A 12,637-nucleotide genomic window follows, 5' to 3' on the forward strand; every position below is an offset into this window, starting at 1 on the left:
AGTCGTAGAATTTAGAAAGGCATGGATGATGCGGCATTGGCAACACCCTGCACAGCCTGACCGATTGCTTGTGCTTTTCCTTGTTCAAGTTGATTAAGCTGCTCCACAAAGGCATTGTCATTAGCCATATAGGTAGCCTCGATATTGTCTTTCCGTGCTTCCGCATTGGCTGCAATCTGCGATGTCGCATCGGCGAGTGCCTGGTTGTTTGCCGCTTTTGCAGCCGCCACACTCTCATCCGTGCCGCCCATTACAGCCGCCGAACCTGCCGCCTGTTTGTTTCGCTGTTTGATACTTTCTTCAGTCTGTGTCAGAATACGCTGTGCATCCGCACGCTGAGTGGCGTCCTCATTGTACCGCCTGTCATACCAGTCTTGGTTTTTCTTACGTTGAGCCTCGACATTCTTCTTTGCCCTTTTCATTGCTTTTGATGCAGAGATACCGCCGAAGATACTTCCAGCTGCACCTATCGCACTTCCAATAAGTCCCATATGTATGTGAATTGTTAATAGTTATACTTCTAATGCAAAACTAACCACATACCTTTGAGCCATTGTTTTATCCTTTAACGGTCGGATATACGGCAAGTATGTAAGGATTCATAAAATCACTACTTCAAACTATTTTAGTATGGCAAGACAGAAGAATGACGGTCGGGGACGGCTTGGTGGAAGACAGAAAGGCACACCCAATAAATCCACATCATCTTTGCGTGAGATAATTTCAGAACATTGGCAGCACTATCAAGATAGCGGACAATTCAAGAAAGACCTTGATGCGCTCGACCCACAAACGCGTGCAGTGGTTATGGAGCGGTATGCACAATACATAGCACCAAAAATGAAATCGGTAGATATGGAGGTTACGGCAAAGGTTACGCATACCATTGAGGACAAGCTACTTGAACTCAGTGAAGAACCTGACGAGGATGATTGACAACCCCTCATGATGGGTAAATACATACAGTTTGTTTGTAGCGGTGTCAGCAATGAACACCGCTATTTTGTTGCAGAAATATTCAAGTACTATTCGGGAAGTTTGGCACATTCTTCCGTAAACATTCGGGAAGTTTGGGCGATTGTTCGGGAAACATTACCGAAATTTGCTGCAATCTTCCGTAATAAACCCTCATTCTTCAGTAAACATTCGGGAATAATGTGGCAAACTTCGGGAAACATTCGGGAAGTTTGAAGCGTATTTTAGGGACAAAAACCACTGAAAACGGCAGAAAATCCCAACAAAAACACTTTGTTTGCATTTGTAAACATATCTACACGATTTTTACTTCGGGAAGTTTGGCACATTCTTCCGGAATAATTCGGGAAGTTTAGACGATTATTCCGGAATGTTTCCCGAAGTTTGGCTCAAAACTCCGTAAGTTTGCCGTAAAGTAAAGTAAAATATATATCTACTACATCAACTGCGCGCATACGCGCGTGAGAGAAAAAGATTTTTTGATTTTTTTGTAAGGTAGGTAGAAGTCTAAAGAGAAAAAGAAAAAGTTGCGCCAAAAAGAAAAAGAGAAAGCCCACAAAGAGAAAACCTCCTTGCAGGCTTATCATATTGCCGGTATCAGCAAAAAGTTCAGAAACCTTTCCCTTTCTGTCGCTGATAGACCACAGTCTGGTCTTTGTCGAGATTGACGATTTTGAACATCACCATTGAGCGGTTCGGAATATCGTTGGGCAGCATAGTTACGAGCCGGGCAATCACCTCGTCCACATTATTGAAGCCAACATCCGTCAGTTCCGCCACTTTATGCCCGTTGTGGTATGCAGCCGCATTCACCATGTAGCGGTACGACAACCGGAAATGCACTTCTTCCTGTTTCTGCTCACGCACGGAAGCCTTGCCGGAGAAGAATATGAAATCAATCACTTTCTCGTTCAGTTCCCAAGCAGGGGAGAAGTCAATCTTGATATACCCCCGTGTCACCTTGTGACCGTTGCTGTGGTTCATCCCGAACGCCACTTCGTCAATCGTTGCCCCACAATCATTCTGAGCCACCGTACCCCATGTATGCCGGAACGTATAGACCGAGTACCATTCCTCCTTGGGCATACCCATTGCCTTGCACAGCTGCTTGATTCCACTGTTGGCATTGGCACAGAAGCTGTCGGATGTACTCATGCGCTGATAGAAATTGAACAGCCGTTCATCGTCCGTTGCAGTATTCATGTATTTCTCGAATAGCGGTTGTATGATTGCCGGCACACGCATTTCCATGTATGCACCGTCTGCACGAAACTTTTTTGTCTTGGCACGTTGGTAATGGATGATTCCGTTCTCGTAGTCCTGCTTCTTCAGTTCAAACAGGTCAACTGTGTTTATTCCTGCAAGGCAAAGCACCATCATAGCCACATCACGTCCGAATTCCGTTAGCGGAAGTTTCAGTTTGCTCTCAGGGATGGGGAACGAGAAGAACTCCCGGCACGCTTCGGGGGTAATGGCAAGTTTTTCCGTCCTGTCCGCAGACGGTATCTCCACTTTTACCCAAGGGTTCGTTTTTATTCTGATGATGCCGTTGTCATAGTCGTTGTATTCCAAAATGGCAGCTTTGAACACCTGACGCATACAGATTGGGTACATTTCTTTTGCCCTGTGGGTCTGTTCAAGAGATTTTATCCAGCGGTTCACCGTTGCTGAGGTGAGTTGGGAGAACATGACCTTGTCCGTACCTGTGAAACGCTCCAGATGTTGCAGGGCAAGTTTATAATTCTTGGCATTCCTTTCCTGCCCACGGTCAATCATCCTGTCGATATGCACCCTCGCATATTCGGAGAAGCAGATGTCGTTGTCTCCGTTTGTCAGGAACTCAACCACCTCCTTGACCGTCCAATGCTCAATGTCCTTTTTGTTGAGCCGCTCCGTGTATTCTACAATCTTCTGTGCGCAATATTGCAGGACATAGGGGTCTTTTATCTCGTTCGTTTTGGTCAGTTCCTTTTTTGAAACCATCTTGTCCGTCTTGATGAACGATGTATTACGCTTGTGAGTCACCCGTATGTACACAGGGTAGAATCCATCTGCCCGTTCTGTTCTTACCACTGCTTTCAATGTTGCCATATCATGTCATTTTTATAGTTAAACGTTCTGTTTTTCCATTCCGTGTACCAATGTGCCTAAGCCGTGTCCCAATAAAGTTCCGGCTGTTTATCCGCAACTCGCTGACTGTGCAGGAGAAACGTTTGTACAACATTGGTACAACACTGTTGTCAAAACTGTCCAACTATTGTACAACATTTGCGTTCATTCTGCTCATAAAGCGTGCAGAATGCACGCAAATTTCCTCAAAATCAATAGGCGGCAAGCCTTTATAAACAAGTACTTGCCGCCTAACTATCTGATAATTAGCTTTTATTTCGCTTGCTATTTATTGTTTTCAATGGCAGCCTGCGCCGCAGCCAGTCTTGCGATAGGCACGCGGAACGGTGAGCAGCTCACGTAATCCAGACCTACCTTGTGGCAGAACTTCACGGACATCGGTTCACCACCGTGTTCACCGCAGATACCGCATTTCAGTTCCGGACGTACGGAACGGCCTTTGGCTACTGCCATCTTGATAAGCTGGCCCACACCGTTCTGGTCGAGTACCTGGAATGGGTCTACCTTCAGGATCTTCTTTTCCAGGTAAACCGGCAAGAAGGAAGCGATATCGTCACGAGAGTAACCGAAGGTCATCTGAGTCAGGTCGTTCGTACCGAATGAGAAGTATTCGGCATGTGAAGCAATGCGGTCGGCAGTCAGGGCGGCACGCGGCACTTCAATCATGGTTCCCACCTTGAACGGAATTTCCACACCTTCTTCCTTGAACAGTTTGGCAGCAGTTTCACGAATCACCTTTTCCTGTGCTTCGAATTCATACAGGATACCAATCAGCGGCACCATGATTTCAGGATGCGGGTCGTAACCTTCCTTCTTCAGTTCGCAGGCAGCACCCAGGATGGCGCGAGTCTGCATTTCAGTAATTTCCGGATACGTATTTCCCAGACGGCAACCACGGTGACCCAGCATCGGGTTGTGTTCGCACAGACTTTCCACGCGCTGGCGGATATATTCTACGGTCACACCCATGGCCTGTGCCATTTCTTCCTGACCTTTCAAATCGTGCGGTACGAATTCATGCAACGGCGGGTCGAGCAGACGTACGTTGACAGGCAGTCCGTCCATGGTCTTGAAGATTTCCTTGAAGTCGGCTTTCTGGTAAGGCAACAGTTTGTCGAGGGCTTTCTTGCGGCCTTCCACGTCCTTGGCCAGAATCATTTCACGCATAGCTACAATCTTTTCGTCGTCGAAGAACATGTGTTCCGTACGGCACAGACCGATACCTACGGCACCGAAGCCACGGGCATCCTGTGCGTTGCGCGGCGTATCAGCATTGGTGCGGACTTTCAGGCGGGCATATTTGTCGCAGAGTTCCATCAGTTCGGCAAAGTTACCCGAAAGTTTGGCCGGCTGAGTCGGAATTTCTCCGGCATATACATATCCCTTGGTTCCGTTGATAGAAATATAATCACCTTCTTTCAGTACGACTCCGTCAATTTCTACCGTACGAGCCTTGTAGTCTACGTTGATGGCTCCGGCACCTGATACACAGCACTTACCCATTCCGCGGGCTACTACGGCTGCGTGTGAAGTCATACCTCCACGGGCGGTCAGGATACCTTCTGCAGCCTGCATACCAGCCAGGTCTTCCGGAGAAGTTTCAATACGTACCAATACCACGCGATGGCCGTTGTTATGCCATTCAGCAGCATCTTCTGCAAAGAAGACGATGCGTCCGCAGGCAGCACCCGGAGAAGCCGGCAAACCACGTGTCAGCACACGGGCACGTGACAGTTCTTCCTTGTCGAATACCGGATGCAGCAGCTCGTCCAGCTTATTGGGTTCGCAGCGCATCAAAGCGGTCTTTTCGTCAATCATGCCCTGATGCAGCATTTCCATGGCGATGCGCACCATAGCGGCACCTGTACGCTTACCGTTACGAGTCTGGAGGAACCAGAGCTTGCCCTCCTGCACGGTAAATTCCATGTCCTGCATATCGTGGTAGTGATTTTCCAGTTTGGTCTGGAGTTCATCAAGTTCCTTGTAGATTTCCGGCATGGCTTCTTCCATAGAAGGATATTTGGCCACACGTTCTGCTTCCGAGATACCCTGCAGTTCGGCCCAGCGCTGAGAACCGATCTTGGTAATCTGCTGCGGAGTACGGATACCGGCTACTACGTCTTCACCCTGCGCATTGATCAGGTATTCACCATTGAACAGGTCTTCACCGGTAGCGGCGTCGCGTGAGAAGCATACACCCGTAGCCGAAGTCTCACCCATGTTACCGAATACCATGGCCTGTACGTTCACAGCTGTTCCCCACTCTGCCGGAATACCTTCCATCTTACGGTAAAGGATGGCGCGTTCGTTCATCCATGAATCGAATACGGCACAGATGGCCCCCCACAACTGTTCGTAAGCGCATGACGGGAATTCCTGTCCGGTCTGTTTCTTCACAGCTTCCTTGAAGCGGACTACCAGGGTCTTCAGGTCGTCCACGTCGAGTTCGTTGTCCAGACGTACGCCCTTAGCCTTCTTCACTTCTTCAATGATGGCTTCAAACGGGTCGATGTCTTCTTTGTTCACGGGTTTCATGCCCAGCACCACGTCGCCGTACATCTGTACGAAGCGGCGGTAAGAGTCCCACGCAAAGCGAGGGTTGTTGGTTTTGCGAGCCAGTCCTTCTACTACTTCATCGTTCAGACCCAGGTTCAGAATGGTGTCCATCATCCCCGGCATGGACGCTCTGGCACCCGAACGTACGGAAACAAGCAACGGATTTTCCACATCACCGAACTTCGACTTCATCAGGGCTTCTACTCCCTTGATGGATTTTTCCACATCGTCTTTCAGCAGCGCAACCACTGCGTCTTTTCCTTTTTCAAAATATTCGTTGCAGACTTCGGTTGTTATGGTGAATCCGGGAGGTACAGGCACCCCGATCAGGTTCATCTCGGCCAGGTTCGCGCCCTTGCCACCCAGAAGATTTCTCATGTCAGCTTTTCCTTCAGCTTGTCCGTTTCCAAAAGTATAGACTCTTTTCTTTTCCATGTTTTCTTATATTTGATAAGGTTCAATAATGTTTTTCGTTGGTCAACCGCTGGCAAATCTATATATATTTTATTGAATCCCAAATTTTGTGAAGATATTTTTCGATATATTTTGCAACATAGAGTTTGCAAAATGAACTTCTTCGAAAAACATGGAAGAATATCAGGAAAAATGTATAAATTTGCTCCCAAATTGGTTTTATTGAAAAGAACGTGGCAAGAAAGAAAAAAGAACTGCCTTTACTGGAGAAGGTAACGATAACAGACGTAGCCGCAGAAGGAAAAGCCGTGGCTAAAGTGAACGAGTTGGTAATATTTGTCCCGTATGTAGTGCCGGGCGACGTAGTCGATTTACAGGTGAAGCGCAAGAAGAACCATTACGCCGAAGCGGTGGCGGTAAAGTTCCATGAGAAATCACCCCTGCGCACGGAGCCGTTCTGCAGTCACTTCGGAGTGTGCGGAGGATGCAAATGGCAATGTCTTTCTTACGAGGAACAGCTCAAGTACAAGCAAAAACAAGTGTTCGACAACCTTACCCGCATCGGGAAGGTGGAACTGCCGGAATTCCGTCCTATCTTAGGCTCGGAAAAGACCCGCTTTTACCGTAACAAGCTGGAGTTTACATTCTCCAACAAGCGCTGGCTTACGGAAGAGGAGGTGAAGCAGGATGTAAAGTACGACCAGATGAATGCCGTGGGATTCCACATTCCGGGGGCGTTCGACAAGGTGCTGGCCATCGACAAGTGCTGGTTGCAGGACGACATTTCCAACCAGATCCGCAATGCCGTACGCGACTATGCCTACGCGCACAAGTTCCCGTTCTTCAACTTGCGCACGCAGGAAGGACTTCTTCGTAACATCATGATCCGTACCTCGTCTACGGGCGAACTGATGGTGGTGCTGCAGTGCAAGGTGACCGACGACGAAGGCCGCCGCAAGATGGAAGAGATTCTGCAGTTCATGGCCGACAGCTTCCCGCAGATTACTTCGCTCATGTATGTCATCAACAACAAGTGTAACGACACCATCGGCGACCTCGACGTGGAGGTGTTCAAGGGCAACGACCACATCTTCGAGGAGATGGAGGGACTGCGCTTCAAGGTGGGACCGAAATCGTTCTATCAGACGAACTCTGAACAGGCCTATAATTTATATAAGGTGGCACGTGAGTTTGCCGGACTTACGGGCAACGAGCTGGTGTACGACCTCTACACGGGTACGGGTACCATCGCCAACTTCGTGGCACGCCAGGCACGCAAGGTGGTGGGCATCGAATATGTGCCCGAAGCCATCGAGGATGCCAAGGTGAACTCGGACCTGAACGGCATCGACAACACGCTGTTCTATGCGGGCGACATGAAGGACATCCTTACCAACGACTTCATTGCGGAACACGGACGTCCGGATGTCATCATCACCGACCCTCCCCGCGCAGGTATGCACAATGACGTAATCGACGTGATTCTGGCTGCCGAGCCGAAACGCATCGTCTACGTGAGCTGCAACCCGGCCACACAGGCACGCGACCTCCAGCTGCTCGACGGCAAGTACAAGGTGACTGCCGTACAGCCTGTCGACATGTTCCCTCACACGCATCACGTGGAAAATGTCGTGCAACTGGAAAGACGCTAAACACTCTCCCCTATCTTCTAACTTTTAACTGACGCAACAAAGTGGCAAGAAATAACTCTGGCAACAACGGCCGACGCCCTATCCCGCGTGCCGCAGCCAAATATACAATCTATCCGGTCAATGAACCGGCGGAACTGATGGAGTTCCTTATGAAGAAGATGGACGGCATCAGCCGCACGCGCGTAAAAGCCTTGCTGGCCAACCGCGTGGTGCTGGTGGACAACAACATCCAGACGCAGTACAACTTTCCCCTGAAGCCGGGCATGAAGGTGCAGGTGAGCCGTGAAAAGAACAAACACGAGTTCCGCCACCCCATGCTGAAGATTCTCTACGAGGATGCCTATCTCATCGTGGTGGAGAAGAAGGAAGGACTGCTGTCCGTAGCTACCGACCACCAGAAGGAGCGTACCGCACAGCACATTCTGAATGAGTACGTGAAGCGCACGCACCGCAGCAACCGCATCTTCGTGGTGCACCGTCTGGACCGCGAAACCTCGGGCATCATGATGTATGCCAAGGATGAGAAGACGCAGCACACGCTCCGCGACAACTGGCACGACATCGTGTACGACCGCCGCTACGTGTCCATCGTCATGGGCGACATGGAGAAAGACCAGGGCACCGTACGCTCCTGGCTCACCGACCGCAAGCTGTACGTCAGCTCCTCGCCGGTAGACGACGGAGGCAAGCTCTCCATCACGCACTACCGCACCATCAAGCGGGCCAACGGCTATTCGCTCATGGAGCTGCAACTGGAAACGGGACGCAAGAACCAGATTCGCGTACACATGCAGTCGCTCGGTCATCCGGTGGTGGGCGATGCACGTTACGGCTGCGAAACCGACCCGCTCGGACGTCTGGCACTCCACGCCTTCAAGCTGTGCTTCTACCACCCGCTTACGGGCGAACGGATGGAATTCGAGACTCCCTATCCTGCCCCGTTCAAGAACCTGATGCTGAGAAAATAAAAACAATATATGATAAAAAACCTGATTTTTGATTTCGGAGGGGTCATCGCCCCTATCAGCCGCGAACAGGCGGTGGAAGCGTTCCGCCAGTTAGGAGTGGCTGATGCCGACCAGCGCCTGGACAAATATCACCAGACGGGAATTTTCCAGGAACTGGAAGAAGGAAAAATTACCCCCGATGAGTTCCAGGAAAAACTGGGACAATTGTGCGGCGGACGCACGCCCAGCTGGGAGGAGACGCGCCAGGCATGGCTGGGCTATTTCACCGGACTGGACGAACGCCTGCTCGACTGCCTGAAGGAGCTGCGCAAACGCTACAAGCTCTTCGTGCTGAGCAACACCAATCCTTACGTGATGGACTGGGCCTGCAGTCCGGCATTCTCCTCAAAGGGGAAACCGCTCACCGACTATTTTGACAAGCTGTACCTCTCCTACCAGATTGGAGTGACCAAGCCCGACCGGCAGATTTTCGACTTCCTGATAGCCGATGCCGACATTCTTCCGTCAGAATCGCTCTTCATTGACGATGGGGCCGGCAATGTAAAGGCAGCCCACGAACTGGGTTTCCAGACCTACTGCCCGCATAACGGCGAAGACTGGCGCGATGCGCTGGCTGTCCTGCTTCAGAAAGCCTGACCAGGCACAATAATACATCTCCATAGCGCCCTGCACCGGAAACTTTTCCACCGGCTGCAGGGCTTTTTTATGCGCCAATCCCTACCTCCGATAGGGAAATTCCCCCACAGGAATAGGAAAAATCATTCGTTTGTATGATTTTTTTCGGATACCTTTGTCACATAGAGGAAAACAAACACACAAAGAGTTATGAGAACAAGGGTAAGAAAATTCATATATATGGCGATGCTGGTCGCACTGACACTCGCCTTCCCGTCGTGTAACGTGGAAATGGAACTGGGAAACAACACCCTGGAATATCGTGAACGCACAGCGTATCTCTGCAGCTACGACTGGCAGGACGACTGGTACGACGACTACGGCTTGCATCACTTTCAGGTGCTGCGCTTCTATACCAACGGAACCGGTGAAGACTTTATCCGCATTCAGGATGCCCGCGGACGTTGGGAGGAATATACCTACACCTTCACGTGGGACTGGTACGACGCTTTCTACACCAGCATCCGGCTGAACTACGGCCGAGGCGACTACTCCTACATGGACAATATCCGCCTGGGAGAAGGACGAATGGAATGCCTGCTCGACGGTGCGGCAGTATGCTTCTATAGTTATTAAAAAAAATCAGTAAGAAAAACCGACAGATAAAGCGAACAAAACACGAAATCTGTTTGTTATAGAAATAAATCACCAAAGAATTTCATGTTTTCTTTTTTAAGATAATTAATTTTTTAGTTTATTCGTTCAAAAAAAAACGTATCCTGCCGTGAGACAGCGATACGTTTTTTTATGCAATGAACACAAGAGTTCCGCCCGTGGGCTCAGCTCATGCTGCCGCCCACGATGTCCAGCAACTCGTTGGTAATCGCCTGCTGGCGGCTCTTGTTGTAAATCAAGGTCAGTTCCTGAATCAGGTCGTTTGCATTGTCCGTGGCAATCTGCATAGCCATGGTGCGCGCGGCATGTTCCGAAGCCGTGGAGTCAAGCAGCACGGTGTACATCTTCATGCGGAGCACCTTGGGCAGCAGCTCCTCCATCACCTGTTCCGGCGACGGCTCGATGAGGTAATCGGCCTGCATGGTTTCCTGCTCCTCTCCCTTCTCGTCCGCATGACCGGCACTCAGGTCGAGCGGCAAGTAAGTTTCCCGCGTCAATACCTGCGAAGAGGTCGACTTGAAGTGGTTGTAGAGCAGCTCCACCTGCTGAATCTCACCGCTGGCAAACCGTGTCATCAGCTCGGCAGCCAGGTCAGCCGCCTCCTGATAGTTCGGTTTTCCGCTCATGTGCTGATAATCGCCGGCCGCCGTCAGTCCCTCCATCTTCTTCACCGCATCGGCCACCTTACGGCCCACCGGATAAATCAGGATGTTCTCACGGCCCACCTTCGGCTCATACTCTGCCACCACCTCGTTCAGGTGACGGATGACATTGGCATTGAATCCGCCGCACAGACTGCTGTTCGAGGCAAACACCACCACGGCCACTTTCTTCACTTCACGTTTCACTGCAAAAGGCGATTCCACGCTCAGTTCCGCGCCCAGGAAATTACTGAGCATGCGGTGCAACCGGCGTTCGTAGGGAAGCATATTTTCAATGGCCTCCTGCGCCTTGTGCAGCTTGGAAGACGCCACCATCTTCATCGCCGAAGTAATCTTCAGCGTGCCGTGGATTGAGTTGATTCTTCCTTTAACTTCTTTCAGTGATGCCATGGGATTTATGCTTTAAATTGTCCGGCTGCGTCTGCGGCCACTTTTTCAATGAGCGACGTAATTTCGTCGGTAATCTTTCCGGAAGCCAGCACGTCGAGCACATCTTTCTGATGGTTGGCACGCAGGTAAGTCAAGAACGCATCCTGGAAGGCACGTACCTTCGAAATAGGAATGTCGCGCATCAGTCCGTGCGTACCACAGTACAGAATGGCCACCTGTTCGCCTACCGGCATCGGTGAGTACTGCGGCTGAATCAGCAGCTGGTTGTTCTTACGTCCACGGTCGATGGCCATGGCAGTCACAGAGTCCATGTCGCTGCTGAACTTCGAGAAGGCCTCCAGCTCACGATACTGTGCCTGGTCAATCTTCAGCGTACCGGCCACTTTCTTCATACTCTTTATCTGGGCGCTACCACCTACACGCGATACGGAGATACCCACGTTGATAGCCGGACGGAATCCCTGGTTGAACAAGTCAGTTTCCAGGAAGATCTGACCGTCGGTAATGGAAATCACGTTGGTCGGGATGTAGGCAGACACGTCGCCGGCCTGTGTTTCGATAATCGGCAGGGCGGTCAGTGAACCTCCGGCCTTTACCTTGCCCTTCAGGCTGGGCGGCAGGTCGTTCATCTGTTCGGCCACTTCCTGCTGGTTGATAATCTTCGCCGCACGTTCCAGCAGACGAGAGTGCAGGTAGAAGATATCACCCGGATAAGCCTCACGTCCTGACGGACGACGCAGAATCAGTGATACCTCACGGTAGGCCACAGCCTGTTTTGACAAGTCATCGTACACCACCAGTGCATGACGGCCGGTGTCACGGAAGTACTCACCGATAGCAGCTCCTGCAAACGGAGCGAAATACTGCATGGCAGCCGGGTCGGAAGCCGTAGCAGCCACCACGATGGTATAGTCCATCGCACCCTTCTCACGCAGTGCATTCACGATGCTGGCCACGGTAGAACCTTTCTGACCGATAGCCACGTAGATACAGTACACCGGATTTCCTGCCTCGTAATTGGCACGCTGGTTGATGATGGTATCGATGGCAATGGCCGTCTTACCTGTCTGACGGTCACCGATAATCAACTCACGCTGTCCGCGGCCGATAGGAATCATGGCATCGATAGCCTTCAGTCCCGTCTGCAGCGGTTCCGTTACCGGCTGACGGAAGATAACCCCCGGTGCCTTACGCTCCAGCGGCATCTCGCACAGCTCTCCGCCAATTTCGCCGCGCCCGTCCAAGGGCACACCCAGAGGGTCGATTACACGTCCCAGCATCGATTCTCCCACGTTGATGGAAGCAATATGCTTCGTACGCTTCACAATCATCCCCTCCTTAATCTGGTCGGTCGGACCCAGAAGCACTGCTCCCACGTTGTCCTCCTCCAGATTCATCACCGTTCCCATGATACCGTTTTCAAACTGTAGCAACTCGTTGGCTTCCGCATTACGCAAACCGTAAATACGGGCCACACCGTCGCTCACCTGAAGCACGGTACCCACTTCGTCGAATTTCAGCGAGTTGTCAATCCCCTTCAACTGTTGGAGCAACACCTCTGAAACTTCGCTGGGTTTTATTGTATTTTCTGGCATAATTC

10 protein-coding genes are annotated in these 12,637 nt (G+C 50.8%); 5 read left to right on the top strand and 5 right to left on the bottom strand.

Going from position 1 to position 12,637, the window contains the following annotated elements:
* Positions 1-11: 11 nt before the first annotated feature.
* The gene (locus tag WKT20_RS04615) at positions 12-491 is read right to left on the bottom strand and encodes a virion core protein, T7 gp14 family (RefSeq protein WP_130076431.1); all 480 of its coding nucleotides are present in this window, start codon (positions 489-491) and stop codon (positions 12-14) included.
* A 139-nt stretch (positions 492-630) separates the two neighbouring features.
* Between WKT20_RS04615 and WKT20_RS04620 the strand changes: the two genes are divergently transcribed.
* On the top strand, positions 631-936 hold the full coding sequence (locus WKT20_RS04620; RefSeq protein ID WP_117817607.1) for a hypothetical protein: 306 nt from the start codon (positions 631-633) through the stop codon (positions 934-936).
* 648 nt (positions 937-1,584) lie between these two features.
* On the opposite strand, the gene WKT20_RS04625 is transcribed toward WKT20_RS04620, so the two are convergent.
* Together WKT20_RS04625 and ppdK are read right to left on the bottom strand one after the other, a co-directional pair.
* The gene (locus WKT20_RS04625) at positions 1,585-3,066 is read right to left on the bottom strand and encodes a phage integrase SAM-like domain-containing protein (protein WP_130076433.1); all 1,482 of its coding nucleotides are present in this window, start codon (positions 3,064-3,066) and stop codon (positions 1,585-1,587) included.
* Positions 3,067-3,369: 303 nt separating this feature from the next.
* Entirely contained in the window at positions 3,370-6,096 is a 2,727-nt protein-coding gene (gene ppdK / locus WKT20_RS04630; RefSeq protein ID WP_340416940.1) for a pyruvate, phosphate dikinase, read from the bottom strand.
* Positions 6,097-6,308: 212 nt separating this feature from the next.
* Here ppdK and rlmD point away from each other — a divergent pair, with 212 nt between their 5' ends.
* The 4 genes from rlmD (at position 6,309) to WKT20_RS04650 (ending at position 9,946) form a co-directional block, all read left to right on the top strand.
* Positions 6,309-7,727: a 23S rRNA (uracil(1939)-C(5))-methyltransferase RlmD gene (rlmD, locus tag WKT20_RS04635; protein ID WP_340416941.1), complete on the top strand. Its 1,419-nt coding sequence runs from the start codon at positions 6,309-6,311 to the stop codon at positions 7,725-7,727.
* Positions 7,728-7,768: 41 nt separating this feature from the next.
* Complete coding sequence (locus WKT20_RS04640; protein ID WP_117702736.1) at positions 7,769-8,695, top strand: RluA family pseudouridine synthase; 927 nt, start codon at positions 7,769-7,771, stop codon at positions 8,693-8,695.
* Positions 8,696-8,704: 9 nt separating this feature from the next.
* Positions 8,705-9,331: an HAD family hydrolase gene (locus WKT20_RS04645; RefSeq protein WP_117702735.1), complete on the top strand. Its 627-nt coding sequence runs from the start codon at positions 8,705-8,707 to the stop codon at positions 9,329-9,331.
* A 189-nt stretch (positions 9,332-9,520) separates the two neighbouring features.
* The gene (locus WKT20_RS04650; RefSeq protein ID WP_223805061.1) at positions 9,521-9,946 is read left to right on the top strand and encodes a hypothetical protein; all 426 of its coding nucleotides are present in this window, start codon (positions 9,521-9,523) and stop codon (positions 9,944-9,946) included.
* A gap of 203 nt (positions 9,947-10,149) precedes the next feature.
* Here WKT20_RS04650 and WKT20_RS04655 read toward each other — a convergent pair whose 3' ends face one another.
* Together WKT20_RS04655 and atpA are read right to left on the bottom strand one after the other, a co-directional pair.
* Positions 10,150-11,037: a F0F1 ATP synthase subunit gamma gene (locus WKT20_RS04655; RefSeq protein WP_117702734.1), complete on the bottom strand. Its 888-nt coding sequence runs from the start codon at positions 11,035-11,037 to the stop codon at positions 10,150-10,152.
* Between the two features lie 5 nt (positions 11,038-11,042).
* Positions 11,043-12,632, bottom strand: a complete 1,590-nt coding sequence (gene atpA / locus WKT20_RS04660) for a F0F1 ATP synthase subunit alpha (protein WP_304208530.1) — start codon at positions 12,630-12,632, stop codon at positions 11,043-11,045.
* Between the last annotated feature and the right edge of the window lie 5 nt (positions 12,633-12,637).

Source organism: Phocaeicola sp. ICN-14070, assembly GCF_037892625.1.
In the GTDB taxonomy this organism is placed as follows: Bacteria; Bacteroidota; Bacteroidia; order Bacteroidales; family Bacteroidaceae; genus Phocaeicola; species Phocaeicola plebeius.

Excerpts from the sequence above, each read along its gene's own strand:
- WKT20_RS04645 (WP_117702735.1), top strand. The coding sequence starts at position 8,705 with ATGATAAAAAACCTGATTTTTGATTTCGGAGGGGTCATCGCCCCTATC.
- WKT20_RS04655 (WP_117702734.1), bottom strand. The coding sequence starts at position 11,037 with ATGGCATCACTGAAAGAAGTTAAAGGAAGAATCAACTCAATCCACGGC.
- WKT20_RS04625 (WP_130076433.1), bottom strand. The coding sequence starts at position 3,066 with ATGGCAACATTGAAAGCAGTGGTAAGAACAGAACGGGCAGATGGATTC.
- ppdK (WP_340416940.1), bottom strand. The coding sequence starts at position 6,096 with ATGGAAAAGAAAAGAGTCTATACTTTTGGAAACGGACAAGCTGAAGGA.
- WKT20_RS04650 (WP_223805061.1), top strand. The coding sequence starts at position 9,521 with ATGAGAACAAGGGTAAGAAAATTCATATATATGGCGATGCTGGTCGCA.
- WKT20_RS04620 (WP_117817607.1), top strand. The coding sequence starts at position 631 with ATGGCAAGACAGAAGAATGACGGTCGGGGACGGCTTGGTGGAAGACAG.
- atpA (WP_304208530.1), bottom strand. The coding sequence starts at position 12,632 with ATGCCAGAAAATACAATAAAACCCAGCGAAGTTTCAGAGGTGTTGCTC.
- WKT20_RS04615 (WP_130076431.1), bottom strand. The coding sequence starts at position 491 with ATGGGACTTATTGGAAGTGCGATAGGTGCAGCTGGAAGTATCTTCGGC.